Here is a 24,707-nt window from a genome sequence, read left to right on the forward strand (position 1 = left end):
GGGCTCCTTTTAAATACAATCAAATCTCCTAAACATGAATCTATTAGATGGTAAACTAGTTTCCGAAAAAATTAAAGAGCAGATTGCGCTGGATGCGGCTGAATTTACAACTCAAACGGGTCGGAAACCACATTTAGTAGCTATCCTAGTTGGTAACGACGGTGGTAGCGAGACTTATGTGGCCAGCAAAATGCGTAATTGTCAATTGGTCGGCTTTGAATCGACAAACATTCGTTATGATGAGACAATCACTGAAGAGGAATTGATCGCCAAGGTCGAAGAAATCAATAAAGATGACTCCATCGACGGTCTGATCGTTCAATTACCCTTACCAAAACATATTGATCCAGACAAGATTACCGAAGCAATTGATTACCGTAAGGATGTGGATGGATTTCATCCGGTCAACTTGGGTCGGATGCAGCGTAATCTTCCCTGTTTTATTCCAGCGACACCTTATGGTATTATGTTGATGCTGGATTACTATAAGATCGAGACAGCGGGCAAACATGCCGTAGTCGTAGGCCGAAGCAATATTGTTGGTTCGCCAATGAGTATTTTACTAGCACGTAATGCTAACCCAGGGAACTGCACCGTGACCTTAACGCATAGCCGTACAAAAGATCTGAAAACGGAGGTACTGCGTGGAGATATCGTGGTGGCAGCTATCGGTAGAAAGAATTTTGTTACTGCTGATATGGTGAAAGAGGGGGCTGTGGTGATTGACGTAGGTATCAACAGAGAGACATCCACTGAAACAAAGTCAGGATTTAAATTATACGGCGATGTGGACTTTGAGCATGTGGCACCTAAAGCGTCCTGGATCACTCCAGTACCGGGTGGTGTGGGCCTGATGACCATTGTAGGATTATTGAAAAATACATTGGAGGCTGCAAAGGGAACAATTTATCCGAAGCACTAAGTTTGTCTATTTGGCATAGATGTTGTAAATTAAAGACTAATTAATCATATAATTACAAACTTACATGAGAATATCATGTGGTTGATGGGAGTCCAAAATGGATAAATATAACCTCATGATATCTTCTTGCCATTAAAAAACAAATATTTTAATGAAATTATCATGATTTATTCAAGCGAGTGTAATGCATTCATAAATTGAAAGAAAGACAGTTTGTGAGTAAATAATTACAGGCTAATGAATAAACCTGATGACTTTATCAAAAAAAAAAATTAAACGGATGAAAAAAATTGCACTTTTAGCGGTAGTAGCAGGAGCATTGGTAATGTCTTCTTGCAACAATTCAGAGAAAAAAGCGTCAGATGCGACTGATACTTCACAAACAGTAGGCGAGCATGTAGATGCAGCGATTGCAGATTTAAAGAACGCCGAAGAAAACGCGCGTTTGAAAGCTGAGGAAGCAAAAAAAGCTTTAGATGAAGCAATTGCCAAAGGCGATAAAGCTGCTGAGGAGAAAGCGCGTGCTGCTTCTGAGGAGGCTAATACCGCTTGGGAAAAAACTAAAACTGCTTTGCGCGACGCTGGTCAGGATGTGAAAGAAGGATTGAAAGACGCAAAAGATGCGACCGTAGACGCTGCAAATACAGCTGCCGATAAGACCAAAGATGTAGCGAAAGATGTAGCGGACGGCACTAAAAAAGTGGCTGAGGATGTTGCTTCGGGCACAAAAGAGGCAGCTAAAGATGTGAAAGATGCTTTTAAAAAGTAGATGACAGCATTAGCTGCAAAACAAAAATCTTAGTGAATAGTTGAAAAACGAATTCGCTTATAATACCATTAAGAGAAAGAAATAGGGAACATAAAGTTCCCTATTTCTTTATACCCACTGCTGCTTACATAATAAATTGGCTGATAAGAATTTTTTTGCAGTTTGGTTATAAGCCCGTTTAGGGGATGCAACGAAAAGCCATACCGTTTGCAAGATTACAACGAATGTCTACGGATTCACTGTATATCCTTTGTATTTTACTTGTTGTAGTAATCCCATAAAAGTTTGGAAAGTTTGCGTGTTAGCACTTCTGCTCCATTGGTTTTACCCCAACTCTTGTCCTGATTATTTTTGGTGAATATACTGAATACATAATCGCCTTTGGGTGCATTGACCAACATTACTTCACTACGTACATCATCCAGGGATCCTGTTTTGGATGCGGCCTTTACGGTCGCTGGAATTTGAGAGAGCCCTCTTTCATCATAGAACATATTGCCTAGAAAACGATACATACGATCGGAGGATTTTTTCGAGATTACCTTGCCCTGACGGATCAAGGTAAGGAGATCGGCCATCTCTTTTGGGGTGGTTTGTCCCCAGCCATACTTTTCCCAGTCCCCTTTTCTGCCTTCTGTCTGTGAGTTGACACGGGTATGTGCTAGTTGGAGGTCGGTCATTAATTTATTGATGGCTATTCCGCCACCAGCAAGTTTTTGGTTCCAGATGCTAGTGACATTGTCACTATAGGAGAGCATTAGGGCAACCAACGTTTTGAGGTCAACTTTACTGCTATCTTTAAAAAATTGCATCAAGCCTGATCCTCCATATTTCTGAGTTTCACGATAGATAAATTCTTGATCCAATTGCAGTTCTCCTTTCTCAATTTTATCAAATACACCAATCAAAATTGGGATCTTTACGATACTAGCTGTAGGAAAGATAGTGTCGGCTCCGATGTTCACTTCCTTGTGTTTCTTGAGATCGTGTACATAGATGCCTACGTCTCCCTGAAAACCAAGAATAAGCTGCTTAATTTGTTTTTCAAGTTTTTTATCAGTACTTCGTTTTTGCCCGAAACAGCATAATGATAGAAATAGTAACGTAAATGATAGGAAAATTTTACTCATAGTCAGGACTTTATGTGTATTATATGTGGTGAATAATCGTTATTTTTATTGTTCAGTGGGCTTAAGTTATGAAATATCCACGATTGGAAGCAAAAACAGGAAGGAAAATAACTTGGATATTTGATATTCCCATATAAAGACAGAATATTGCATATGAAATTATTTATGATTTTGATCGGTTGCAAACCGAAAAATAGACGTACAGAACAGCATGATATTTTTTTCGGAATCGGAAATGAACTTAAGGATTTTATAGACCCAATCAAAGATTTTTGGCCTGATGCCGATGGTAAAATCCATATTGATGCTTATCGGATTGTCAATAAGATAGGAGAGTATGAAATTACGGTCATTGAAAAAAATGATTTGACAATTCCAGATACAGACTTGAAGTTGTTTTTTGTCAATCTGGGGGGATATAAGCCAAATGAGTTTGATGAATTTCATTATAAAGAACTCATAGTCGCGCCGAATTTGGCCAAAGCCACTGAGAAGGCTAAGCGAACCGTTTTTTGGAAGCATCATAGCAGTGCCCATATTGATGATAAGTATGGTTTGGATGTTGACGATATTTATGAAATTGAAGATCTCTTGCTTGTTGCAGATAAGGAAAAATATCATATTCAGATTGTACCGAGAACCGGATTGAAGGAAGATATCATTGCAAATGGGTATTTTAAACTGAACGCTTTATAAGATGGTGCAAAGGTTATAGTCAGATAAGATCGTTAAGTTATAAAAATAGGGGCTTCTTTTTTAGAAGCCCCCTATTTTTATATGAAGTTGCAGTATTTTAGCAGCTGTCAGTATTATTGAATATGTTGTTGATCCCTGTGCTGTTTACGGATAACACTATGCTTTTTGCCATAGACGAAGTAAATCAATAGACCTATGGCTAGCCAGACTGCTAGACGCTCCCAGCTTTCAATAGGCAAAGAGGCCATCATTAATACACAGACTATAATGCCCATGATCGGAACAAACGGAACCAAAGGTGTTTTGAATGGACGTTCTAAATTAGGATCAGATTTACGTAGGACCAATATCCCCACGCAGACCAATGTGAAGGCAAATAAGGTGCCGATACTCACCATGTGACCTAAGTCGGACACTGGGACGAATCCAGCGAAGATACTTACAAATACCATGAATATAGCATTTGTTTTCCAAGGAGTCTGTCTTTTTGAAAGATCAGAAAATACTTTAGGAAGCAAACCATCCTTACTCATCGAGTAAAATACCCGGCTTTGTCCAAGTAGCATGACGAGAATAACAGAGGTATAACCTGCAATAATCGTAATAATCAAAGCTGTATTGAGAAAATGATATCCTGTCTTCGCAAACGCTGTAGCGACTGGCTTGGCATCACCCTTAAACATGGTGTAATTTTCAATGCCTGTCATTACGTATGAGAATAATACATAAAGAAGGGTGCAAATAATCAACGAACCGATGATACCAATTGGCATACCCTTTTTCGGATTTTTTGCTTCCTGGGCAGCCGTACTAACCGCATCAAAGCCAATGAAAGCAAAAAATACAACCCCTGCTGCGCGCAAAACACCACTAATCCCAAAATGACCAAAGTCATCGCTCTTTAGAAAGGTCCATAAGCTTTGTTGACCATTTTTGACCATCTCCTCGCCTGCGTTTGTTGGGATAAATGGATTGTGGTTAGCTGGGTTGATGAAGCTCCATCCTAATGCGATAAAAATTAAAACAACGCCTACTTTTAAAATAACTAATACATTATTTACGGTCGATGACTCCTGTGTGCCTCGCATCAAAAGTAAAGAAAGTAAGCACACGATAATAATCGCAGGCAAATTAACCATACCTCCTTCCCATGGACCCTTCAGCAACATGTCGGGCAAATGGATATGGAATATCATGAGAAGCTGATTGAAATATTGAGACCAACTGACAGCAACAGTAGCTCCTGCCAAAGCATACTCCAATACAAGATCCCAACCAATGATCCAAGCTACGAATTCACCCATGGTGGCATAAGAATAAGTGTAGGCACTTCCAGCGACAGGAATCATGGATGCAAATTCAGCATAACAAAGACCTGCGAAAGCACAACCAACGGCGGCGATAATGAAAGATAAGATAACAGCTGGACCAGCATTCTCGGCAGCGGCAATTCCGGTTAAGGAAAATAGTCCCGCTCCAATGATGGCTCCAACGCCTAAGGCAATCAGTCCTGTACTGGACAGTGTTCTCTTTAGCGTATGTTCACCATTTTCATTTGCCTCAGCGATCAGTTGAGGAATCGATTTTTTAAATAGCATAGGATTAATTCTTTACGATTATTTAGCTTTTTAATTGTTTAATTAATGTCAAATATAAATGATATCAACGACAAAAGGGAAGATTGCGCTTCCCTTTTGTGATAAAATTTCATATTAAATATAAATCAAACGATTGTATAGCTATTAGTACGCGGCTGTAAAACGTTTGTTGATAAACTGTTTATTCGCAATTTCGTCAACTATCGCAACAGCAAGATCCTCAACAGATAATCTTGAGCGACCTTCCTGATCAAAAATGGGCGCATCCAATCCAGTTCGGTACTTTCCAGTTCGTATACCGGCTGCCTGTGAGTTCATCTCTATCGCAGGACTGATCATTGTCCATTCAAGTTGATCTTCTTTGCGGATGGTATCCAGGTAATCGGCTGCCGCTAAGGCACCAGGTTTAATTTCTTGCGGAAATTCAGGTGAATCGACTAGACGATTGCCCTCAATTAATAAACTTCCAGCTCCGCCTACAACAATAAAACGTTTCACACCGGCATCTTTAACAGCCTGTTGGATGGCTAAAGCACCCTTAGTAAAGTCCTCGTAAAGGTTAGGGTTGGTCCAACCCGCATTAAACGCCGAAATAACTGCATCTGCACCTACTAAAGCGTTAACCAATTGTTCATGGTTGTTGATATCGACAGCTACTTTTTTTATATTGTCATTCGATGGAATGCTTTCTATATGGCGAGCGATTGCTACGACTTCGTAGTTTCGGTCAACCAATTCTTTGACAAGATGTGCTCCTACAAATCCTGTGGATCCAATTACTGCTACTTTCATGTGTTTTTAATTAAATGTTTTGCTAAAATCAGCCAGCGCCATTTTTTCCAAACGTTGTACAATATCAGTGTCGACTTCCTGATAAAGAACCTGTAATTTGGCATTGATGTTTTTACCGACAATACAAGCTGGATTGGGGTTGTTGAATTTACCCGATAACTCATTTTGTTTGGTACTATGATAAATGTCTGCAAGGGTAATGTGCTCTTTTTTATTATTTATGCGAATCCCGCCGCCTTTGCCCTCTTTACTGATTAATAAGGCTGCTGCTTTTAGGGAGGCAATTTCCTTGCGTACGACAACAGCATTTACCTGAATGCTTGAAGCAATGTATTCAGAGGAAAGCCATTGTTCTGACTCCTCCAATTGTGCTAAGACCATAATATGTAAAGCTGTTGCAAACCTCAAGTTGTGTAACATCCCGTTGCTGATTTAATTTTGATAACACAAAGTAATGGAAAAGGTTTTAAACTGAAATAAAAAATATTACAGTTTAAAACCTTCTGACAATTATATGATAAAAATATTTGTTTTTTATTTTTTCTCGTTAAATTTTTTGTAACTATCCATTACGTAGACCCGCAATGTTTCTTGGCTGCTGTTTTGGATAAACTTATAGGAAGGTCTGAACCTTTCTTTAAACAGTGCTAATTCGGAACCGTCAAGTGGTGTCAACTCTTTGATGAGATTATCGGTAAACTTACGGTCAATGGCTCTCTTTTCCAGTTCAGCTACGAGAAGTTTGTAGTTTGAGCGGGCCTGTTTTCCTTCCTTGCTGAATATACGGCTTGGAGAGATCCGGATCCCACCACGGTTTTGGCTAGCGTCCGAATACTTTCCAGCTATTTTCTCCCGTTGAATTTCAGCAGCAAGTCTACTGTCGGTCATTCGTTCAACGATTACTTGATTCAATTCAATAGGATTATTTATTCTGTTTAAATAGATTCTTCGCAAGCTTGTATCATAGATAAAAACAGTATCTTGTTCGTATCCCGTTGCCTTGATTAAGAGCAGGTCGTTAATACTGGCATCGATCGTAAACGATCCATCCTTGTCAGTATGGACTTCTGTTTTGCTTCGTAAATTCTGGATCTGCGCAGCTCCTATCTTCTCTCCGCTGACAAGCTCCATAATAATGCCTTTGGTTTTTTCCTGCGCAAATAGTTGTCCACTGAACAACGTTATCAATAAGCAGCTTAGAATCGTTTGTATGACTTTCATGGGGATATAATATATATACATAAATGAGCTCGTTGCATTTCGGCTAGCATAATGAAACCATTTTAAACATTTTTTGATATGTTCGTAATGGCTTCATATGGTCCAATTTTCTTATCAAAAATAACGAATAGATTTTGAATTATAACCCTAATTTGCCTTCCAGGTATTATTGTCCGGATTCTTGTCTGGCATGACGTCATCAGGATCTAACTGGACAGACAGCAGGGCTTCGTTCGTAGAGATCTTAAACTGCCATACATTATTTCTTTCCCAGACTTCCACAGGTAGTTTTTTTCTTATTTTTTTGCCCGATACGGTAGTAGCCTCAACAATAATAGGCATTGGTAATTTTTCGAGATTCTCTACGGTAACCAACGCGCCCAGCAGGGGTTGATTGTTGACATAGGAAACGGATTTAATGGCTTGATCCATTTGCCAGTTGTTAACAAACCAACCACGCCAGAACCAATTGAGGCTTTCCCCGGTTCCGTTTTCGATCGCTTTAAAGAAATCTTCGGGTGTTGGATGTTTATAGGCCCATTCCTGAATATATTTTTTAAAGGCATAATCAAAGCGTTCTTTGCCAATGATTTCGTTGCGCAATAGTTTAAGTCCATAGGCTGGTTTATAATAAACAAGAGCACCAATGTTGCGCTCTTTCATATTTTGAGGTGTACTCATAATTGGCTCGAGATTTTGCGAGGTAAAGATATATGGACGACTAGCCTGCTGGCGATAATACTCGCCATTATTGAATTCTTGCGTTGCCAGCTCATTGATAAAAGTATTAAATCCCTCATCCATCCAACCATGCTCACGTTCGTTAGATGCGACAATCATTGGAAACCAGTTGTGGCCAAACTCATGGTTGGTAACACCCCAAAGAGAAGCTGCTTTCGCTTGGTTTCCACAGAATGACAAGGCTGGGTATTCCATTCCACCTACGTTCGAAGCAACGTTTACGGCTACTGGATAGGGATATTCAAACCAATTTTTGGAATAGATCTCGATGGCAGCTTTCGTGTACTCCGTGGAGCGCTCCCACGCATTGTTGCTATTGCTTTCCGCGGGATAGGCTGATAGGGCCAGAGATTTTTTGCCGCTTGGTAGATTGATTTTTGCACCATCCAATATAAAGGCCGTAGAAGAGGCCCAGGCGATGTCCTGTGCATTGCTGAGCTGATATTTCCAAGTTAAAGTCTTTTTGTTCGGCCTTGAACTTTTTGCTGTCACTTCTTCGGCTGAGCGAATCAATACCGTTTCATCACTACGTAGCGCAAGCTGATATCTTTTGAACTGATCTGCTGTAAATACTTCCTGTGGATTTAGAAGTTCGCCGCCAAGCACAACGATGTGGTTGGCAGGAGCGGTGATCTCGACCTGATAATTCCCAAATTCACGATAAAATTCTCCAGGACCTGTATACGGCAATGTGTTCCAGCCCCTAATATCATCATAGACACAAAGTCTGGGGAACCATTGTGCGATGGCATATATTTTTCCATTCTTGGTATCAAGTATACCGGTACGATCGGCACCATATTGTGGAACAGTGTATTGATAGGTAATTTTAAATGTAATTTTCCCGCCCTTACTTTTCAATGCAGCTGGGAGCCGTAATTGCATGCGGGTATCGTTTATAATATGTTCTATGGCTTTTCCATTGATATCAGTGACTGACTGTATCTCATAACCGCCATCAAATTTTGAGTTTCCGTCTCCATATCGGCTATTGGTCAATGGGGAAATCAGCTGGCCACGTCCATGCTGAGAAAACATATTTTGATCCAATTGCAGCCAAAGGTAGTCCATGTTGTCAGGACTGTTATTACTATACGTGATCTCTACCGAGCCAGTCACCTGATCGTTTTGATCGTTTAATGATGCCTGAATTTTATAGTCTGCAGCGTTTTGCCAATATCCGGGACCAGGTTTACCGGCCGCAGAGCGGTAATCATTTCCATTATTCTTGAAAAATAACGGTGCAAAGGCCTCAGTATAACTATAGTTGGATGTTTTTTCCTGGGAAAAGGACGGAAAAGCATAGCTCAATGCAATCAGGCTCAAAGAAGCCAATGCAAATCTTTTCATCATATCTGTTCGAATTAAATTACGTTTATTAAACACAATATACAATGAAAAGTAGATAAGGCAAAAAAAAGCTCCTTAAAAAGGAGCTTGTAACAACTATTTTAAGGAGCTACTATAGTCTTCTTCATTAAATCCGAGTAGGACACCTTTGCCATATTCAATTATAGGGCGCTTGATCATGCTGGTGTGCTCTTTTAGTACTTTATTGGCACTGTTTGCGTCGATCACTTGGGCTTGTTCTTCTGCTGTCAATTTTTTCCAGGTTGTACCTTTTTTGTTGACCAGGGACTGCCAGTCCACATGGCTTTCCCATTCTGCAAGTTTTTCATCACTGACGCCCTCTTTTTTGAAATCATGAAATTGAAAGTCAATCTCATTGTCTTCTAACCATGTTAGCGCTTTTTTTACTGTGTTGCAGTTTTTGATACCGTATACCTGTAGCATAATGATTCCTATTTTAGTGAGCTCAAATTTAATCAATCCCAGGTGTATTAGCAGGATATCCAAGTGTATTTTTTTAATGGAACAGGAGGTCGGTTAGAGGAGGTGAAAATATGGAACGGTTAAATTGGAGGCTATCGGACTGGTTTAACTCTTATCCGGATTCTCGAGATTAATGTGATAAACAATCTGATAGTGTATTAAGTACACTCTAAAAATTAGGAAGTGATAATTATTTTTAATAATTTAGTAGCTTCAAGAGTTAATAAAGATTAAAATAAATCAATAACAGTAATATGAGCCTAAAAGATTTTAAAGGTGTATTGACAGGAGATCAAGTACAAGAGTTGTTTGAAGTTGCAAAGAAACATAAATTTGCTTTGCCAGCGGTAAACATTATCGGAACAAATTCTATCAATGCGGTAATGGAAACTGCAAAAGCAGTAAACTCTCCTGTAATCATTCAATTGTCAAATGGTGGAGCACAATTCTATGCTGGTAAAACATTAAATAATGATAACTTGCAAGCTTGTGTATTGGGCGCGGTATCTGCAGCACAACACGTACATTTGTTGGCAGAGCACTATGGTGTGGCAGTAATCTTGCACACGGATCACGCGGCTAAAAAACTTTTACCTTGGATAGACGGTTTGTTGGATGCTGGTGAGAAATTCTTCGCACAACATGCTAAGCCGTTATTCTCTTCCCATATGTTGGATTTATCTGAGGAACCGATCGAGGAAAATATCGAAATTTCAGCAAAATACTTAGCACGCATGAAACCACTAGGTATGACTGTAGAAATTGAATTGGGCGTTACAGGTGGAGAGGAAGACGGTGTTGACAATTCAGATGTTGATAGCTCTAAATTATACACACAACCAGAAGAAGTTGCATATGCTTACGAAGAATTGTCTAAGGTATCTGACAAATTTACAGTTGCAGCAGCATTTGGTAACGTACACGGCGTGTACAAACCTGGTAATGTGAAATTACAACCCGTAATCTTACATAATTCACAAGAATATATCCGCGAAAAATACAAGCTTGCTGCTGAGAAACCAGTGAACTTTGTATTCCACGGTGGATCTGGTTCTTCGCCTGAGGAGATTGCAGAAGCGATTTCTTATGGTGCAATCAAAATGAATATAGACACTGATATGCAATGGGCATTTTGGGATGGCGTGAGAGCTTACGAAGCTAAAAACCACGATTATTTGCAAGGACAAATCGGAAATCCCGAAGGTGCTGATTCTCCAAACAAAAAATATTACGATCCGCGCGTATGGTTACGTAAAGGTGAAGAAACATTTGTTGCTCGTCTAAAAGAAGCTTTTGCTGATCTGAATGCGGTTGACGTAAATAGCAAATTGTAAGCCGAACAAAATAGAGATAGCGAGGTGTCCTAATTTTTAGGACACCTTTTTTTTGTCAAATTAGGTTAAAAAGTAAGATTATAGTGATGATTGGCGTGTTTTTTGACGTCAGAAATGCAGATAAGTCGATATGCGTATGCTATTCCGCTAGAATAAAGTATGTGAAAATACTTCTGGAAAGCGGCATATCAAATAATTAAAAATTGGAAAATAGACTATGAAATTTTTAGGAATTAGCGCGGTTTTTTTATTAATGGTTCAACTGGTATTTGGACAGGCAAAACAAAATGTGGGAGATTTTAGTTCAGTTGTCGCTACAGATAAAATACAAGTTGAATTGATCAAGGCAAATGAATCGTTGGTGACCTTTGAAGGACAGAATTACGAGAATGTGAAGGTGGTCAATACAAATGGTGCTTTAGCTTTAAAAATGAATACCCTAAATATGTTGCAGGGCGGTAATATCTCTGTGAAAGTATATTATAAAAGTCTGAAAAACGTGGAGGCTAAAAAGGGCGCAAAGGTATTTGCAACGTCAAACAATACAGTGGTAGCTGACCACCTCAAGGTCTATGCATCCGAAGGAGGCTTGGTTGATTTGTACGCAGACGCAAAAAGTACGGATGTCAAAGTAACCTCTGGCGCAACGATAGCACTTTATGGTAAAGCCGACAAACAGGTGATAATCTCTAATTTTGGTGGTAAATATGAGGGTAAAGATTTTAAAACAAAAACAACTACCGTTACTGTAAATGGTGGTGGAAAAGCTGAAGTACATGCTGTGGATGCAATTGAAACAAAGACACGTGGCGGCGGTACGATAGATGTCTACGGCAAGCCAGAACAACGGGTTGAAAAGAAAATGGCAGGGGGCACAGTTAACTTTAAATAGGAAACTGTCTTGATTTTGTCAATTTTTACGCTATGAATTTTTGATCAACTGCTGCGAAAATTTAAGAAAATTAGAGTTAAAAGATAAAATCAAAGGTTTTAGGCTAGAAAGGCGTTAATAAACGTTTAACCTTTTTGTTAAAAAGGTCAAATATTTTGTTTTTCTAGTCTGGAACCTTCTTCATTTGCGCTTAAAATACTTATTTTTGTGGGGGAATAATAAATATTGTATTATGGCAAAGCGTAATTATGTTTCAAATTCTACGGAATCTACGCGCATGTTTAAAAATGACTTTTTAGAGTCATTGACGAAAGTGCACTGGAGCGTACCTTTGATTTTCTATGTACCCGTAGTTGTTTTTTTTTCGTATAAAGCTCTAGTCTGGGGAGATGTTGACCTATTAACATATATTGGATATTTTGTTTTTGGATTGGCATTCTGGACTGCATTTGAATATGCATTACATCGTTGGGTATTTCATTTTCACCCAACATCAGAATGGGGGAAAAGGATCGCTTTTATCTTTCACGGTGTACATCATGACTACCCAAGGGATAGGATGCGTTTGGTCATGCCCCTTTCAGCGAGTATTCCATTGGCGGCCCTAGTGTATTTTGGATTTACGTTGTTCTTTTCGAATGAGTTTATTTTGGCTTGCTTTTTCGCTGGATTTATGGTGGGTTACCTGATTTATGATGAATGTCACTACGCCATGCACCACGCAAATTTTAAGAGTGGTATTTTCAAACGTATTAAACAACATCATATGCTGCACCATTATTCGGATCCTGAAAAAGGATTTGGTGTGAGTTCGTCCTTATGGGATGAAATCTTACGCTCGGGGTTTGAGGAAAAAGAATCCAAAAAAGAGACGTCGACATTAAAAGAAGAAAAAGCATAACGCTTTTTAACACATTATAATAAAAAGCCTTTGGAGATATCCAAAGGCTTTTTTGCTGGTAATATTTTCCTATATGATGGATGATATTATGAAAATGTAAATAACTCTTCTTATGCCCTGCCAATGGGCAATATATTGAAATGGAAAGTATATACGAAAGACGCTCTAAATATGCATTGAAAAGAATGAGGGAACGATTTTTTATCTTTATTGAACTAGTTGATACGTGGTGTAAATGCGCGCAAAAAAGTATTCTGGAAAAAGCGAAGTATTGTCCTTGGGCTAAAGAATAAAAAAAAATCCTGCAAGCGATAATACCTGCAGGATTTTTTGTTTTCGGATATATTGTTTTTTTATTTCAATACAAATTTGAATCCCAATGAGAAACGGGATGGTTCAAAGTCAGAGCCATGAGACAAATTCCACCATGGTTTCCAGTCAAAATGCATCGCCAATGGAGCTGAAGGAATACGGAACTCCAAGCCTAATGCTGGGCGGATAGCAAAAAAAGTTTCGGTATCACCATCTTTCCAATGATAGTCATCGTCCCAGTCATCATGCCATTTGCCATAATCTACAAACGATACTTGCGGACCAACACCTACGTACCAAGACAAACCACGTGTTCCTGGAATCCGCTGGTTGTAAGAATAATCTACCCCAACTACGGTGATGTTATCACCAAATAATACCTGTGCATTTCCGGCGTCATTGCCACCAAAGTTGTGTTTGATCTGCGGACCAAACAGTGATTGACCGTCCCCTAAGTCAATTCCCAAGCCGATGGCTGTGCGGTAAGGAGTTTGCGCATTTGCTTTCTGGTTAATGGCAAATACGAATGTAAAAAGTGTCAGAATAGGTAGAAGTACTTTTTTCATGATATTTTTAAAAAATGTTAGCGTTAAGTTTTCGAACTAAAAACTTTTGCTGTTGGGACAAATATCTTGCCAAATAGGCGTTTCTTGCCGGCATAGGGTGTTTTTTTTATTAACTAATTTATTTTAAGTGTATTAATTTCGTTTTATTTGACGGTGTGATACATCTAAGCTAAAATTGACAAAACGTTATCTGTTGCAATATTGTTTATTTTATAAATACATGATGAATCAACTAATTTGTAATATAACGGGCTAAAATTTCTCACCATGGAGCATATTCAAATCAATAGAAAAAAAATAGAACAATGGCTAGCAGAGGGCTATGACGTGTTACAGGAAGGCAAGCTTTTAAAAATCGAAGGGGACCTGCCGGAATTTTTGGCTCAATTTGATGATGAAGCCGAACCAAAAACCTATTTGCTAAAAGAATTGGTGACTTGGCCGGAAGAAGAACTTAAAAAATTGTAAGGAAATATGGAACAAATGAAGATAGCAGCCGAAAAAATAGTGCCAATAGATTTTGAGGCAGAGGAACTACCTCGAGAAATTCGGGAATTACGCCCTGTTGTATTCAGAGAAGAAACTTCTTATTGGTGCTTATTGGGTCCAGATCCGCACCGTGGTGTTTTTGGAAATGGTGAGTCGCCAGCGGAGGCATTAGAAGATTGGTTAATAAATCTTCGAAAACGGTTGAAACAATCAGATGAAAATGATGAATTAGTAAATTATATTAAGGATAGCCTAGATGCCTCTAACCGTGATGTCTGGTGATGAGACGGTCAATTTAAGATTTAAATTTAGCTAAAGTAGAATTTACCTCAGGATCTTTTGGCCAATATCTGTAAAATGTATCTTTTAACCGTTAAACAATGTTGCTTACTTTTGTCTGGTCTTTTATTGCACAAATTTAGAACTTATTCCTCTTTTCTTGATATAAAAATTTAACGCTCTACCTGCCTCGATCGGACGATCAGTACTCAAGATATCTGCACCGCGTTCAATGAAGCTGGCATATAGCTGAAATCCTTTTTTTGCGGCCTGTCTGTCTAGATTGCCTTGTGTACCCAGAATACACATAACACCATGATCATGCAGTACTTTGATCAGCTGCGGATCAGCTTCCCGCGTCCCGACGAAGGCCAATAATTTATTGTCTGGAATATCTTTTTCGTTGAGACGGGCGAGATCATCTAGGTTTTTCACTGAGGCGGATATCATCAGATCCCCGGCCAGATTGTGTACTTTTCCGGCCTGACCAGTGCTATAAGTAATGATAACAACACTGGATTCAGCACGTTGTTTGCGAATCACATTGATTACGGATTCGTAAGGTACCTCATTTTTAATGTCCAGTGTGAAAATGACCTTACCCTTTCCCCATGCGAGCGCTTCGTCGAGTGTAGGGATTTTATAGGGTGTTATTTTCTTGTCGTTGTCTACCAACCTTAGTTTTTTGAGTTCGGCCAATGTACGTTCATTAACAGACCCTCGGCCTGTTGTGGTACGGCTGAGTGTATTATCATGCATCAGTACCAGTGCCGAATCTTTGCTAAGCCTGACATCGCACTCCACAATAACGGGCTGCAGGCTGGCATTATATGCAAAGGTTTCTAAGGCATTTTCCGGATAGCCTGAGGTAGGTCCTCCACGATGCAGGCTAACGAGCGGATAGCGGTTGTCATCATAGGTCAGAAACTGATAAAGGTCCTCTACCGTTGTCAGCTGAATACGCCTGCCCACAGGTAAACCGTCTGTGTCACCACCATGGCGAAAACAGCTGCTTACAGTTATACAGGTCAGAAATAAAAAGAAGCAGTACAGGCGTATTCTCATTATTGACTATTGTGCGGTTATAAATTATGCTGATTGATCAGGGTCACTAATGTTTCTACTGTTGTATTGAGCTGATCTATTGTCAGATGAGCCTGGGTATAATAAGGCTCGCGTTCCGTTAATTTCTCCTCAATAAAAGTCCTTAATTCTTCCGGTGATTTTCCGATCAGAATAGGTCGTTTATGTAATTTTGATTGCGACAGACGGTCAAATAAAGCTTTGGGTGTCATTTGTAGATACACTGCGTATCCATTGGCTTTGATCCAATCCATGTTATCAAAAAAACAGGGCGCACCACCACCCGTAGAGATAACGGCGTAGCTGTCCACAAATTTACGGAGCTGCTCCCGCTCTAGTTTTCGAAATTCTTCTTCACCATATTGACCGAAATATTCAGTGATGCTCATACCGATCTGTTTCACAATCTCCTCGTCGGTATCGATAAAAGGTAAATCTAATTTGCTGGCCAGCTTTTTTCCCAATGTGGTCTTTCCACTGCCCATATAGCCAATCAAAAATATAGGTTTAGGCATATTGTATTATTTGTCCTTACTTAAAAAATTGTCTTCAATCGTCTTTGCGTCCGGGAAATTGTTGTAGTGCCATTTGCCCATTACATTTCCACCTTTTAAAAGGATTACACCCGGATTGGCTCTGACCATACTTTTCAATGGAATTAAATCCGCATAATAAATTTCTGCAATCAATTGCATTTTGTCACTCAGGTATTGTGCGTCTTTGGATGCTGAGGCGGTCAGTAGGACAACACGGAGACCATTGTAATCTTTCGTCATCTGTGTCACTGTCTGATTGATTTTCTGAATGGCATTAATATTGGTTGATGAAAGATCCTTGGCGACGATGATAATATTATAATAAGGGTTTGCAATGATCTCTTGTGTATGATCAGTACCGTCTGCGTCAGTAATTAAAAGGTCGGGGATGGGAATATCATAACCTTTTTTGATGAGTTTACTTTCAGGTTCACCAATGATTTCCCAAGACTCATCTTCCCATAGTTTATCTGCCATGTACACTTTATCATTCACTTTCTTGGTCTCGCCCGTTTTTTTGTTTTTCATGGTATAGAGCTGCTCAAAGACATCGCCCTGTTTACCTTCTGGAAGGACCATCAGGGATGGTAGATTGTTACCAATTTTATAGGGCAAGAAATCAATAAAAGGAAGATAATTGACCGTATAAATGCCAATTCCCAATGAAACGATGGCAGTAACCAGGGTGACAACAAATTGATTGCCCGATCCTTTGATAATGGACCGGATCTGTTTGCGGTTAAAGAAGATAATCAGAATCAAGGCCAATAGCACAAGATCTTTGGAAAAGGATTGCCAAGGAGTTAGTGGGATGGCATCACCAAAGCAGCCACAGGAAGTCACGACTTCGAAAAATGCGGAATAGAATGTCAGAAAGGTGAAAAAAAGGATCAATAACAGTAATCCCCAAGCCACCAAATTGGCGTAGACACCAAACAACAGTAGGGCACCCAAGAGGATTTCAAAGCCACAGATCACCACAGCTATGGCCGTAGCGTATTCATTGAAGGTGGTCAGGTGAAACACTTCAAAATATTCCTGCAGTTTATAGCCGAAGCCGGTAGGGTCATTGGCCTTAATAAATCCAGAGAAAATAAAAAGAAGACCAGTGAAAATGCGACAAAAACCTAAAAGGTAATTTGTTTTAGTTGTCTGTTGTGCTGCTGTCATCATTCAATTATTGTTGTGCGAGTCCTAACTTAATTAAGGCAAAAACTGCGTAGTTAAGCATATCCTGGTAATTGGCATTAATTCCTTCGGAAACAATAGTTTGTCCATCGTTATCTTCGATCTGTTTGACACGGTGAATTTTCATTAAGATCAAATCCGTCATCGAAGAAACGCGCATATCACGCCAAGCCTCACCATAATCGTGATTTTTGGCCAGCATGAGGTCTCTGGTTTCCGTTACCTTTTCGGTATATTTTTGATTTACGAAGACCGGATCGAGGTTTTCCTCCCCATCTTCACCAAGATCAATTTGGATCATGGCCATAATGCAGTAATTAATGATACCAATGTATTCATCTACGACACCTTCACCAACTTTAGATACTTTTTTGATCTCAAGGGTACGTATACGTTGCGCCTTGATATAAATCTGGTCAGTAATGGAGGATAGTCGCATGATCCGCCATGCCGTACCATAATCTTTTGTTTTTTTTATAAATAATTCTTGACAGTGCTTGATCACACTGTTATATTCCTGAATAGTATCCATATCGTTTTTGAAAAGAACTTGATGAGACAAGTCGAGATTATATGACAAATATAATTAGAAAATAGTACTTCTAATGGTCAAATGAATGTACAATTTGTGCTATTTTGCTAAAATTTAAATAAATATTTGAGATATTTCCGGTATCAAAACGTTTAAAGATTGTATTGGAATAACAAATTTGTAGCGTACATGACAAATAAACTTGTAAATAAAGGTAAATTTATCTTAGTTTATTATAATGCTCAACGTTGATGACCAACTTTGAACAGTAAGAAAATAGAAATTCATGAATTTTCAACAACCTATAATTCGCGAGGTAGAAATTATCCGATATGTTCAGCCATTTCGGGAAGGTGGATCTTTGCCTGCACTAGTCGATGCGGACGATGGCTTTAGTTATGTCATCAAATTTAGAGGAGCAGGACAGGGCCGTAAGGCACTCATTGCTGAACTGATCGGTGGAGAGTTGGCCAGGCTTCTAAAATTAAGAGTGCCTGAAATCGTCTTCGCACATCTTGATGAGTCTTTTGGGCGCTCCGAACCGGACGAAGAAATACAGGATCTACTCAAATTTAGCGTAGGGAAAAACCTCGGGCTTCACTTTCTGAGTGGGGCGGTAACTTTTGATGCCAATGTCGACCTGATCGGAGCGGAAGAGGCTTCAAAAATTGTGTGGCTGGATGCTTTACTGATGAATGTTGACCGTACAGTAAGGAATACAAATATGCTGATCTGGCATAAGGAGCTATGGCTGATTGATCATGGTGCAGCTTTGTATTTCCACCACAGCTGGGACAACTGGGAAGAGCAAGCGGTCAAACCCTTTGTGCAGATCAAAGACCATGTGCTATTAAAAAATGCCGCCATCGTCGAAAAAATAAATACTGACTTTAGCGCTATTTTTACCGAGGATGTTTTTCGTAAGGTATTAGCTGTTGTGCCGGATGAATGGTTAGCGGACTCCGAACGTGAACTGTCTGCGACAGAAGCGAGAGAGGTATACGTATCCTTCCTAAAACAACGTATGGCTAATTCGTCAATTTTTGTAAAACAGATAGAAGATGCCAGAAAAAACCTTATATGAATATGCTGTGGTACGATTGGTACCACGTGTAGAGCGTGAGGAATTTATCAATGTTGGTATCGCGCTCTATTGCCGTAAATATCGTTTTGCCAAGATGGTTTATGCCGTAGATGAGCAAAAGGTACGCGCGCTTTGTCCTAAAATTGAACTGGAACTGATTGAGAACCATTTGTCCTCCTTTCAACGAATCTGTAATGGGGATAAAGATGCCGGAAAACTAGCAGCATTGGATATTACAGAACGTTTCCGATGGCTTACCGCCAAACGCAGCACGGTTATCCAATGTTCGGCTTCGCATCCCGGACTCTGTGAAGATCCTGAAGCAACATTACAAAATCTGTTTGAGCGCTTAGTGCTTTAAGAGGCATAAGCAGGTTTCTAAATTGGAACCTGCACTAATGCGATGAAGAAATGATATTGATGAGACGGCAATGGGAGGAAGTCTGGAGTTGTCCTAAAAATCAAATAAAGATAAAAAATGATTTAATCATATAGTTAAGTGGTAATAAGGCTTAATCTATCAATATTGTATAGTATCTTTGTTTAAGAATAAAGCTCTTGCAGATCAAAGAGAGACATTAAATTTGTATGTTTCTCCATTATTAGAATTCTATACAATAGAAACTTGAGCTAAGATTGTTTAATATTTACTTTTGAAGATGCATGATTTTTATCAACATATCTACGAGCAGCAATTAGCTGTTTTAGAAATGCCTTCCAATAAGAAGATCTGTGGCTGGGCTACCAAAATTTTGGATGTGCTTTTTCCGGAGCGAAATTCTGGCGAGATGAAATCGGTAGACGATGTGAAACTTGCTTTTGAACAATTTGAACTTGAACTGGAACAACTCCTTAGCAAATCAAAAGCTTGTGGTAATTGCAACCATGCGCAAATAGCCCATCAGTTTTTTGAGCGCATTCCAGCGTTGTATGAACTCATGTGCTGGGATGCTGACGCGTTGATGGATGGGGATCCTGCCGCACAGAACAAGCGGGAGGTCGTACGTACTTATCCCGGTTTTTTTGCAATCTGTATTTTCCGGATGGCTAATGAGCTGCATCGCCTTGGAGTCCCTCTGATCCCACGCATATTGACCGAGCATGCACATTCCAAGACAGGAATAGATATTCATCCGGGAGCAACCATCGGCCATCACCTCCATATTGATCATGGTACCGGATTGGTGATCGGAGAAACGTGTACAATCGGAAATTACGTTAAACTTTACCAGGGGGTGACGCTGGGTGCTCTGAGTGTGGATAAGGTGTTTTCGAATGTCAAACGTCATCCAACGATTGAAGATCATGTCATCATCTATTCGGGAGCAACGATCTTGGGCGGCGAAACACGTATAGGCCATCATTCGGTTATCGGAGGTAATGTTTGGCTGACAAGTTCAGTGGAACCTTATACTACTGTGTATCATCAAGCGACAGCGAAATTTATAGATTCAAAACCAATTATATAGATACATTATGGGAAATATTATAGATACCATCGGAAATACACCATTGGTGGAGATCACCCAATTTCATGCAAATACCAACGTACGGATCTTTGCAAAGATGGAAGGGAATAACCCCGCTGGTTCTGTCAAAGATCGTGCAGCCTTAAATATGATCCGTTCTGCCATGGAGCGTGGCGAAATTTCGAAAGACAGTAAGCTTATCGAAGCGACAAGTGGGAATACGGGAATCGCACTGGCCATGATTGCGGGTATATATGGCTTGAATCTAGAGCTGGTGATGCCTGCATCGTCTACCCGTGAGCGTACACTGACCATGGAAGCTTTTGGTGCCAAGGTTACGCTATTGGAGTCCATGGAAATATGCCGGGACTACGCTGAGGCAAAAGCGGCAAATGAAGGCTATTTTATTTTAAACCAATTTGCCAATCCCGATAATTATAAAGCCCATATCAAAACCACAGGGCCTGAAATCTGGCGTGATACAGATGGAAAAATTACCCATTTTGTCAGCGCGATGGGAACAACTGGAACGATCATGGGAAATTCCATCTATCTCAAAGAAAAAAATCCGGCGATACAGATTGTCGGCTGCCAACCTACACCGGAGTCGTCCATCCCCGGAATCAGACGTTGGCCAGAAGCTTATCTGCCGAAAATATTTGACCCAAGCCGTGTGGATCGTGTCATTGATATTTCGCAACAGGAGGCGACCGAACTGGCGCGTGAATTGGTGAAACGGGAAGGCGTTTTTGCTGGGATGAGTACAGGTGGAGCATTTGCCGGAGCCCTGAAAATTGCCAATGAGATTGAGAAAGGCGTCATTGTTTTTATTGCCTGTGATCGCGGAGACCGCTACCTGAGTTCAGATTTATTCGGTTAGTCCATTCTGGTGCAGCAAACCCGTATCTAATATTATAGCGCCTGTCATCGTCACGCTCCGTTTTTGCGTATAATGACAGGTTTCTTTTTTGATTTTATCTTGTCCTATCTAATCGTCTCAACGGATATTTCTCCTTTATTTGTCGTGTCGTTTCCATTGGAAAGTGTAGCTTTGATAAAGTGTGATCTGCTCAGTCTGATTGTGTCCGGTACAGCAATAGCTTTAAAATCAAGCTTCTACTCTTACAGCTAGATGTGTAATTCTACTCCCCCTGTCCAAATGTTAGTAAATTACTATCTGGATCCAAGATGGAAAACTCACGTTGTCCCCAAGGTTTTGTCTCCAGCTTACCATTCGGATGGATGGTAATATTGCGTACTAAAAAAGAGTGATAGAGCTGGTCAATATCGTCGGTACGGATATAGATCATGCCATAATTCTCCTCAGGTAGTAGCTCCTTAAATTCAAAAAAATGAATTTCGATCTGATGTTTTTTGATCATCAGATATCCTTCATAATCTGCAGTGCCGCATAGGCTGAAGCCCAGTTGACCCAAGTAAAAATCGCTTGTGACAGCCTTGTCACGCATAGGTAATTTGGGGTGTATAGTAGTCAGTTTCATTGTTTATTTACTGGTTTTATTAGAACCTTACTGAAATATAAGTGTTTATTTTTACTCCTGATACTGTTAAGAAGCAATACTTATTGGATCGTCATGGAAGTCCCCTTTTAAGTTCGCTGGGGTTGATATTTTAGTAAAACCATGTCCTTCAACAATTGACCATTTTCATAGATAGGCTGTTCGTAATTTTCAATAAAGAAGTTCGTACGTAGATCATATTTAACAAAATCATTGCGCTCATAAAATCGGATCTGATCAAAACCACAATCTGTCGTTCCAACAATCAGATTCGGATATTGCGCATGGTAAGTCTCTTGGATATATCGTAATATTTTGCTGCCAAGCCCTCTGTTTCGATGTGAGGGCGACACAGCAATATTTTTGATTTCCAAGGTCTCGTTATCAACGGGATACAAACAAAATACAGCAATGGGCTGTTGTTCTTCCTGAACAACAAAGACTGCCGAATCAAAAAGATACTTATTGATCGCGGCGATCGTTTCATCTGCCAAAAGCAACAAATCATAAGGATAATCCCTATGATTTGTGATCTGTTTTATTTCTAAATGAGCTAACATGCCACTAGCTTACCTGAATCCATTGAAATGAATGTTGTTTGATTGGCTTAATTGAAGTGGTATAAAAAGATAACATCGCCAACGTAGGCCGGTTTGGCACTGTCCTTAATTTTTAAAGTCGCTTCAATGGTTACTTTAATAACCCCCCTCAGGTTGGCAACCGATTTAACATGTGTATGTAATTGTACTTCATTGTCGACAAGAACCGGTTGTGAAAAACGCAAATTTTCGATACCATAATTGATCTCCATTTTGACATTGCGCACTTCTGCGATCTGCTTCCACAAATAAGGAATAAGTGATAATGTCAGATAGCCATGTGCAATGGTCGATTTAAATGGGCTCTCTGTTTTCGCTCTTTCACTATCGAGATGAATCCATTGGTGATCTAAAGTTGCATCGGCAAACTGGTTAATCTGTTTTTGGTCGATTGTATGCCATTGAGATTCGCCTAATGACTTTCCTTCAAAGGCTTTGTACTCTTCATAATTGTTAATTATTGTCATATGTTATGTCTTTATCGCTTTTCGTTGGAATTTGCTCCGTAGGTTACATACTGAATATCAAATTTTGGCTAAAGATAACCATTGTCATTAGCAATCCAAATATGTCTTTCATTATATATCTAATCGTTGAAATGATCGTCGTTAGCTCAAGGGCCTATAATCCTACTATTTAATGCGTCTGTCCGTAGGATGTATTGCCATATGTTTTTTCTACATAAGCTTTGAAATTATCCAAAATGGCTTGCCATCCTTGACGTTGCATGGCGACTGGATTTTCAGATTCAGCATCAAAAATAACTTCGATATCGGTAACAGATTTTTTCGCATTGAAATTAATCGTTACATGACGACCATCTGGCATAACATAGGCTATTTTTTTAAAGGGCTCAAGTGCAGTGTAGGTTCCTGTAAAATCAAAACCAGCCGAACCATCCTTGGCCTCCATACGATTTTTGAATTTCCCGCCAATGCGCAAATCATTAATTGCGTCTATACAATGCCAATCCTCGGAAGCTTGATTCCATTGCATAATGTCTTCTGCAGAGGTATAGGCATTCCAGATGCTTTCCACTCGCACAGCAATATGTGTTTGTATTTTTATCTGCTCCATATACGTTAATAATTTTTCTAAAGTAAATACAGTTTCTTTACTAATAACAGGAAAATTTATCTTTTGTTATGTGCTCCATGAGATAATCATGGCTATTACGTTATAAAAGTTGTTGTGGGATGAGGGCTTATGTCCCGGCCCTGATAAACAAACAATTTTGTTTCTGAGTGGCGGGATGTGCGCGGTTTTTGCTAACTTTATGAATGTGAATCCTTAACCCCATTTATTATGTTGCCAAAACTTCTGGTTGTATTCTTTTTATTGATTTCGTCGAACAGTATTTTTGCACAAAAGTACCGTACCATAGAAAATATCAGCTATTGTAAAAATACTGATACTGATGGCTACAAAAAGGAGCGGTGCAAGCTGGATCTCTATTTTCCGACTGATCGAAAGAATTTTTCCACGATTGTATGGTTTCATGGTGGCGGACTGGAAGAAGGGAATAAATTTATTCCATTAGAACTTCAGGAGAAAGGCGTGGCGGTGGTTGCGGTCAATTATAGGCTGAGTCCCAAAGCGAAAGCTCCGAGTTACATTGACGATGCAGCGGAAGCTGTTGCCTGGGCTTTTTCCCATATTGCTTCCTACGGCGGCGATCCGACAAAGATCTATGTTTCGGGTCACTCTGCAGGAGGATACCTCGCTTTAATGGTGGGACTTGATAGTAGCTATCTGCAGAAACAGGGTGTCAGTGCGAATAAAATAAAAGGTTTGGCACCGATCAGTGGGCAGACCAATACGCATTATACTATCAAAAAGGAGCGTGGACAATCCATGGCAATTCCACAGGTAGACCAATATGCTCCAATATCTTTTGCGCGGAAGAATGCACCTGCCATTGTACTGATTACCGGCGACCCACAATTGGAACTTCCGGCTAGATATGAAGAGAACGCGCATCTCGCAGCGATACTAAAACAGGTGGGGCATACCAAAACCTCTTTATATCAATTGCAGGGATTTGACCACGGCGGCGTTTATGCTCCCGGTTGCCTGCTGATGCTTAAATGGATCAAGGAATTGGAAAAATAGTTATACAATGATTTCAGGAATTATAGGACTTTCTATAAATCAGTTTGGCATCAACTTAAGTGGATCAAAACCTTGGGTAAATAATTATATAATGGTTTCAGAAGCCAGG

General features: G+C 39.7%; 29 protein-coding genes. 13 read left to right on the forward strand and 16 right to left on the reverse strand.

Features of this window, described 5'->3' with window-relative positions; translation table 11 throughout:
• Nucleotides 1-34 precede the first annotated feature (34 nt).
• Entirely contained in the window at nucleotides 35-922 is an 888-nt protein-coding gene (locus HPC41_RS24340) for a bifunctional 5,10-methylenetetrahydrofolate dehydrogenase/5,10-methenyltetrahydrofolate cyclohydrolase (RefSeq protein ID WP_172396680.1), read from the forward strand.
• A gap of 280 nt (nucleotides 923-1,202) precedes the next feature.
• Nucleotides 1,203-1,691 carry a hypothetical protein gene (locus tag HPC41_RS24345; RefSeq protein WP_172396681.1) on the forward strand — a complete coding sequence of 163 codons (489 nt, stop codon included), beginning with the start codon at nucleotides 1,203-1,205 and terminating at the stop codon, nucleotides 1,689-1,691.
• A 257-nt stretch (nucleotides 1,692-1,948) separates the two neighbouring features.
• Here HPC41_RS24345 and HPC41_RS24350 read toward each other — a convergent pair whose 3' ends face one another.
• Nucleotides 1,949-2,821, reverse strand: a complete 873-nt coding sequence (locus HPC41_RS24350) for a serine hydrolase (RefSeq protein ID WP_172396682.1) — start codon at nucleotides 2,819-2,821, stop codon at nucleotides 1,949-1,951.
• Nucleotides 2,822-2,974: 153 nt separating this feature from the next.
• Between HPC41_RS24350 and HPC41_RS24355 the strand changes: the two genes are divergently transcribed.
• On the forward strand, nucleotides 2,975-3,517 hold the full coding sequence (locus HPC41_RS24355; protein ID WP_172396683.1) for a DUF1543 domain-containing protein: 543 nt from the start codon (nucleotides 2,975-2,977) through the stop codon (nucleotides 3,515-3,517).
• Nucleotides 3,518-3,630: 113 nt separating this feature from the next.
• Here HPC41_RS24355 and HPC41_RS24360 read toward each other — a convergent pair whose 3' ends face one another.
• The 6 genes from HPC41_RS24360 to HPC41_RS24385 form a co-directional block, all read right to left on the reverse strand.
• Entirely contained in the window at nucleotides 3,631-5,115 is a 1,485-nt protein-coding gene (locus HPC41_RS24360) for an amino acid permease (RefSeq protein WP_172396684.1), read from the reverse strand.
• Between the two features lie 144 nt (nucleotides 5,116-5,259).
• Nucleotides 5,260-5,907 carry an NAD(P)-dependent oxidoreductase gene (locus HPC41_RS24365; protein ID WP_172396685.1) on the reverse strand — a complete coding sequence of 216 codons (648 nt, stop codon included), beginning with the start codon at nucleotides 5,905-5,907 and terminating at the stop codon, nucleotides 5,260-5,262.
• A gap of 6 nt (nucleotides 5,908-5,913) precedes the next feature.
• On the reverse strand, nucleotides 5,914-6,327 hold the full coding sequence (locus tag HPC41_RS24370) for an RrF2 family transcriptional regulator (RefSeq protein ID WP_172396686.1): 414 nt from the start codon (nucleotides 6,325-6,327) through the stop codon (nucleotides 5,914-5,916).
• A 114-nt stretch (nucleotides 6,328-6,441) separates the two neighbouring features.
• Nucleotides 6,442-7,128 carry a peptidase associated/transthyretin-like domain-containing protein gene (locus HPC41_RS24375; protein WP_172396687.1) on the reverse strand — a complete coding sequence of 229 codons (687 nt, stop codon included), beginning with the start codon at nucleotides 7,126-7,128 and terminating at the stop codon, nucleotides 6,442-6,444.
• Nucleotides 7,129-7,275: 147 nt separating this feature from the next.
• Nucleotides 7,276-9,222 carry a M1 family metallopeptidase gene (locus HPC41_RS24380; RefSeq protein ID WP_246251044.1) on the reverse strand — a complete coding sequence of 649 codons (1,947 nt, stop codon included), beginning with the start codon at nucleotides 9,220-9,222 and terminating at the stop codon, nucleotides 7,276-7,278.
• 93 nt (nucleotides 9,223-9,315) lie between these two features.
• Nucleotides 9,316-9,663: an ArsC family reductase gene (locus HPC41_RS24385; RefSeq protein ID WP_172396816.1), complete on the reverse strand. Its 348-nt coding sequence runs from the start codon at nucleotides 9,661-9,663 to the stop codon at nucleotides 9,316-9,318.
• 293 nt (nucleotides 9,664-9,956) lie between these two features.
• On the opposite strand from HPC41_RS24385, the gene fbaA reads away from it, so the two are divergent.
• The 3 genes from fbaA to HPC41_RS24400 all read left to right on the forward strand — a co-directional run bounded on the left by fbaA (nucleotide 9,957) and on the right by HPC41_RS24400 (nucleotide 12,829).
• Nucleotides 9,957-11,036, forward strand: coding sequence for a class II fructose-bisphosphate aldolase (gene fbaA / locus HPC41_RS24390; RefSeq protein ID WP_172396688.1), 1,080 nt, complete (start codon nucleotides 9,957-9,959; stop codon nucleotides 11,034-11,036).
• A 217-nt stretch (nucleotides 11,037-11,253) separates the two neighbouring features.
• Nucleotides 11,254-11,928 carry a GIN domain-containing protein gene (locus HPC41_RS24395; RefSeq protein ID WP_172396689.1) on the forward strand — a complete coding sequence of 225 codons (675 nt, stop codon included), beginning with the start codon at nucleotides 11,254-11,256 and terminating at the stop codon, nucleotides 11,926-11,928.
• Between the two features lie 232 nt (nucleotides 11,929-12,160).
• Nucleotides 12,161-12,829, forward strand: a complete 669-nt coding sequence (locus HPC41_RS24400; RefSeq protein WP_246251046.1) for a sterol desaturase family protein — start codon at nucleotides 12,161-12,163, stop codon at nucleotides 12,827-12,829.
• Nucleotides 12,830-13,182: 353 nt separating this feature from the next.
• Here the strand turns inward: HPC41_RS24400 and HPC41_RS24405 are convergent, their stop codons facing one another.
• Nucleotides 13,183-13,707, reverse strand: coding sequence for a hypothetical protein (locus HPC41_RS24405; RefSeq protein WP_172396690.1), 525 nt, complete (start codon nucleotides 13,705-13,707; stop codon nucleotides 13,183-13,185).
• A gap of 267 nt (nucleotides 13,708-13,974) precedes the next feature.
• Here HPC41_RS24405 and HPC41_RS24410 point away from each other — a divergent pair, with 267 nt between their 5' ends.
• Both HPC41_RS24410 and HPC41_RS24415 read left to right on the forward strand, forming a co-directional pair.
• Nucleotides 13,975-14,175 carry a hypothetical protein gene (locus HPC41_RS24410; RefSeq protein WP_172396691.1) on the forward strand — a complete coding sequence of 67 codons (201 nt, stop codon included), beginning with the start codon at nucleotides 13,975-13,977 and terminating at the stop codon, nucleotides 14,173-14,175.
• Nucleotides 14,176-14,181: 6 nt separating this feature from the next.
• Complete coding sequence (locus tag HPC41_RS24415) at nucleotides 14,182-14,478, forward strand: hypothetical protein (RefSeq protein ID WP_172396692.1); 297 nt, start codon at nucleotides 14,182-14,184, stop codon at nucleotides 14,476-14,478.
• A gap of 123 nt (nucleotides 14,479-14,601) precedes the next feature.
• Here HPC41_RS24415 and HPC41_RS24420 read toward each other — a convergent pair whose 3' ends face one another.
• Genes HPC41_RS24420 through HPC41_RS24435 form a run of 4 tightly spaced genes read right to left on the reverse strand, consistent with a single transcriptional unit; the run spans nucleotide 14,602 to nucleotide 17,814 of the window.
• A complete protein-coding gene (locus HPC41_RS24420; RefSeq protein WP_172396693.1) occupies nucleotides 14,602-15,540 on the reverse strand; it encodes a glycerophosphodiester phosphodiesterase family protein in 939 nt (312 codons plus the stop codon).
• 17 nt (nucleotides 15,541-15,557) lie between these two features.
• Complete coding sequence (locus HPC41_RS24425) at nucleotides 15,558-16,073, reverse strand: shikimate kinase (RefSeq protein WP_172396694.1); 516 nt, start codon at nucleotides 16,071-16,073, stop codon at nucleotides 15,558-15,560.
• A 6-nt stretch (nucleotides 16,074-16,079) separates the two neighbouring features.
• Nucleotides 16,080-17,267, reverse strand: a complete 1,188-nt coding sequence (locus tag HPC41_RS24430; RefSeq protein ID WP_172396695.1) for a BT_3928 family protein — start codon at nucleotides 17,265-17,267, stop codon at nucleotides 16,080-16,082.
• A 4-nt stretch (nucleotides 17,268-17,271) separates the two neighbouring features.
• On the reverse strand, nucleotides 17,272-17,814 hold the full coding sequence (locus tag HPC41_RS24435; RefSeq protein ID WP_172396696.1) for a DUF1599 domain-containing protein: 543 nt from the start codon (nucleotides 17,812-17,814) through the stop codon (nucleotides 17,272-17,274).
• Between the two features lie 286 nt (nucleotides 17,815-18,100).
• Here HPC41_RS24435 and HPC41_RS24440 point away from each other — a divergent pair, with 286 nt between their 5' ends.
• From HPC41_RS24440 to cysM, 4 genes are all read left to right on the forward strand, one after another.
• The gene (locus tag HPC41_RS24440; RefSeq protein WP_172396697.1) at nucleotides 18,101-18,898 is read left to right on the forward strand and encodes a HipA family kinase; all 798 of its coding nucleotides are present in this window, start codon (nucleotides 18,101-18,103) and stop codon (nucleotides 18,896-18,898) included.
• Nucleotides 18,876-19,259, forward strand: coding sequence for a DUF3037 domain-containing protein (locus HPC41_RS24445; protein WP_104384184.1), 384 nt, complete (start codon nucleotides 18,876-18,878; stop codon nucleotides 19,257-19,259). Before HPC41_RS24440 ends, HPC41_RS24445 begins: the two co-directional genes overlap by 23 nt.
• Before the next feature lie 298 nt (nucleotides 19,260-19,557).
• The gene (locus tag HPC41_RS24450; protein WP_172396698.1) at nucleotides 19,558-20,367 is read left to right on the forward strand and encodes a serine O-acetyltransferase; all 810 of its coding nucleotides are present in this window, start codon (nucleotides 19,558-19,560) and stop codon (nucleotides 20,365-20,367) included.
• 7 nt (nucleotides 20,368-20,374) lie between these two features.
• Nucleotides 20,375-21,247 carry a cysteine synthase CysM gene (gene cysM / locus HPC41_RS24455; protein WP_172396699.1) on the forward strand — a complete coding sequence of 291 codons (873 nt, stop codon included), beginning with the start codon at nucleotides 20,375-20,377 and terminating at the stop codon, nucleotides 21,245-21,247.
• A 262-nt stretch (nucleotides 21,248-21,509) separates the two neighbouring features.
• On the opposite strand, the gene HPC41_RS24460 is transcribed toward cysM, so the two are convergent.
• The 4 genes from HPC41_RS24460 to HPC41_RS24475 form a co-directional block, all read right to left on the reverse strand.
• A complete protein-coding gene (locus HPC41_RS24460) occupies nucleotides 21,510-21,869 on the reverse strand; it encodes a bleomycin resistance protein (RefSeq protein WP_172396700.1) in 360 nt (119 codons plus the stop codon).
• A gap of 107 nt (nucleotides 21,870-21,976) precedes the next feature.
• Nucleotides 21,977-22,447, reverse strand: a complete 471-nt coding sequence (locus HPC41_RS24465) for a GNAT family N-acetyltransferase (RefSeq protein ID WP_172396701.1) — start codon at nucleotides 22,445-22,447, stop codon at nucleotides 21,977-21,979.
• Nucleotides 22,448-22,494: 47 nt separating this feature from the next.
• On the reverse strand, nucleotides 22,495-22,953 hold the full coding sequence (locus HPC41_RS24470) for a MaoC family dehydratase (protein WP_172396702.1): 459 nt from the start codon (nucleotides 22,951-22,953) through the stop codon (nucleotides 22,495-22,497).
• Nucleotides 22,954-23,122: 169 nt separating this feature from the next.
• Nucleotides 23,123-23,563, reverse strand: a complete 441-nt coding sequence (locus HPC41_RS24475) for an SRPBCC domain-containing protein (protein ID WP_172396703.1) — start codon at nucleotides 23,561-23,563, stop codon at nucleotides 23,123-23,125.
• Between the two features lie 228 nt (nucleotides 23,564-23,791).
• On the opposite strand from HPC41_RS24475, the gene HPC41_RS24480 reads away from it, so the two are divergent.
• On the forward strand, nucleotides 23,792-24,598 hold the full coding sequence (locus tag HPC41_RS24480) for an alpha/beta hydrolase (RefSeq protein WP_172396704.1): 807 nt from the start codon (nucleotides 23,792-23,794) through the stop codon (nucleotides 24,596-24,598).
• Nucleotides 24,599-24,707 lie beyond the last annotated feature (109 nt).

It is taken from the genome of Sphingobacterium prati (assembly GCF_013167215.1).
GTDB lineage: Bacteria > Bacteroidota > Bacteroidia > Sphingobacteriales > Sphingobacteriaceae > Sphingobacterium > Sphingobacterium prati.

What these genes read in the sequence shown, in the direction of transcription:
- HPC41_RS24340 (WP_172396680.1), top strand. Translation starts at nt 35, where the DNA reads ATGAATCTATTAGATGGTAAACTAGTTTCCGAAAAAATTAAAGAGCAG.
- HPC41_RS24345 (WP_172396681.1), top strand. Translation starts at nt 1,203, where the DNA reads ATGAAAAAAATTGCACTTTTAGCGGTAGTAGCAGGAGCATTGGTAATG.
- HPC41_RS24350 (WP_172396682.1), bottom strand. Translation starts at nt 2,821, where the DNA reads ATGAGTAAAATTTTCCTATCATTTACGTTACTATTTCTATCATTATGC.
- HPC41_RS24355 (WP_172396683.1), top strand. Translation starts at nt 2,975, where the DNA reads ATGAAATTATTTATGATTTTGATCGGTTGCAAACCGAAAAATAGACGT.
- HPC41_RS24360 (WP_172396684.1), bottom strand. Translation starts at nt 5,115, where the DNA reads ATGCTATTTAAAAAATCGATTCCTCAACTGATCGCTGAGGCAAATGAA.
- HPC41_RS24365 (WP_172396685.1), bottom strand. Translation starts at nt 5,907, where the DNA reads ATGAAAGTAGCAGTAATTGGATCCACAGGATTTGTAGGAGCACATCTT.
- HPC41_RS24370 (WP_172396686.1), bottom strand. Translation starts at nt 6,327, where the DNA reads ATGTTACACAACTTGAGGTTTGCAACAGCTTTACATATTATGGTCTTA.
- HPC41_RS24375 (WP_172396687.1), bottom strand. Translation starts at nt 7,128, where the DNA reads ATGAAAGTCATACAAACGATTCTAAGCTGCTTATTGATAACGTTGTTC.
- HPC41_RS24380 (WP_246251044.1), bottom strand. Translation starts at nt 9,222, where the DNA reads ATGATGAAAAGATTTGCATTGGCTTCTTTGAGCCTGATTGCATTGAGC.
- HPC41_RS24385 (WP_172396816.1), bottom strand. Translation starts at nt 9,663, where the DNA reads ATGCTACAGGTATACGGTATCAAAAACTGCAACACAGTAAAAAAAGCG.
- fbaA (WP_172396688.1), top strand. Translation starts at nt 9,957, where the DNA reads ATGAGCCTAAAAGATTTTAAAGGTGTATTGACAGGAGATCAAGTACAA.
- HPC41_RS24395 (WP_172396689.1), top strand. Translation starts at nt 11,254, where the DNA reads ATGAAATTTTTAGGAATTAGCGCGGTTTTTTTATTAATGGTTCAACTG.
- HPC41_RS24400 (WP_246251046.1), top strand. Translation starts at nt 12,161, where the DNA reads ATGGCAAAGCGTAATTATGTTTCAAATTCTACGGAATCTACGCGCATG.
- HPC41_RS24405 (WP_172396690.1), bottom strand. Translation starts at nt 13,707, where the DNA reads ATGAAAAAAGTACTTCTACCTATTCTGACACTTTTTACATTCGTATTT.
- HPC41_RS24410 (WP_172396691.1), top strand. Translation starts at nt 13,975, where the DNA reads ATGGAGCATATTCAAATCAATAGAAAAAAAATAGAACAATGGCTAGCA.
- HPC41_RS24415 (WP_172396692.1), top strand. Translation starts at nt 14,182, where the DNA reads ATGGAACAAATGAAGATAGCAGCCGAAAAAATAGTGCCAATAGATTTT.
- HPC41_RS24420 (WP_172396693.1), bottom strand. Translation starts at nt 15,540, where the DNA reads ATGAGAATACGCCTGTACTGCTTCTTTTTATTTCTGACCTGTATAACT.
- HPC41_RS24425 (WP_172396694.1), bottom strand. Translation starts at nt 16,073, where the DNA reads ATGCCTAAACCTATATTTTTGATTGGCTATATGGGCAGTGGAAAGACC.
- HPC41_RS24430 (WP_172396695.1), bottom strand. Translation starts at nt 17,267, where the DNA reads ATGATGACAGCAGCACAACAGACAACTAAAACAAATTACCTTTTAGGT.
- HPC41_RS24435 (WP_172396696.1), bottom strand. Translation starts at nt 17,814, where the DNA reads ATGGATACTATTCAGGAATATAACAGTGTGATCAAGCACTGTCAAGAA.
- HPC41_RS24440 (WP_172396697.1), top strand. Translation starts at nt 18,101, where the DNA reads ATGAATTTTCAACAACCTATAATTCGCGAGGTAGAAATTATCCGATAT.
- HPC41_RS24445 (WP_104384184.1), top strand. Translation starts at nt 18,876, where the DNA reads ATGCCAGAAAAAACCTTATATGAATATGCTGTGGTACGATTGGTACCA.
- HPC41_RS24450 (WP_172396698.1), top strand. Translation starts at nt 19,558, where the DNA reads ATGCATGATTTTTATCAACATATCTACGAGCAGCAATTAGCTGTTTTA.
- cysM (WP_172396699.1), top strand. Translation starts at nt 20,375, where the DNA reads ATGGGAAATATTATAGATACCATCGGAAATACACCATTGGTGGAGATC.
- HPC41_RS24460 (WP_172396700.1), bottom strand. Translation starts at nt 21,869, where the DNA reads ATGAAACTGACTACTATACACCCCAAATTACCTATGCGTGACAAGGCT.
- HPC41_RS24465 (WP_172396701.1), bottom strand. Translation starts at nt 22,447, where the DNA reads ATGTTAGCTCATTTAGAAATAAAACAGATCACAAATCATAGGGATTAT.
- HPC41_RS24470 (WP_172396702.1), bottom strand. Translation starts at nt 22,953, where the DNA reads ATGACAATAATTAACAATTATGAAGAGTACAAAGCCTTTGAAGGAAAG.
- HPC41_RS24475 (WP_172396703.1), bottom strand. Translation starts at nt 23,563, where the DNA reads ATGGAGCAGATAAAAATACAAACACATATTGCTGTGCGAGTGGAAAGC.
- HPC41_RS24480 (WP_172396704.1), top strand. Translation starts at nt 23,792, where the DNA reads ATGTTGCCAAAACTTCTGGTTGTATTCTTTTTATTGATTTCGTCGAAC.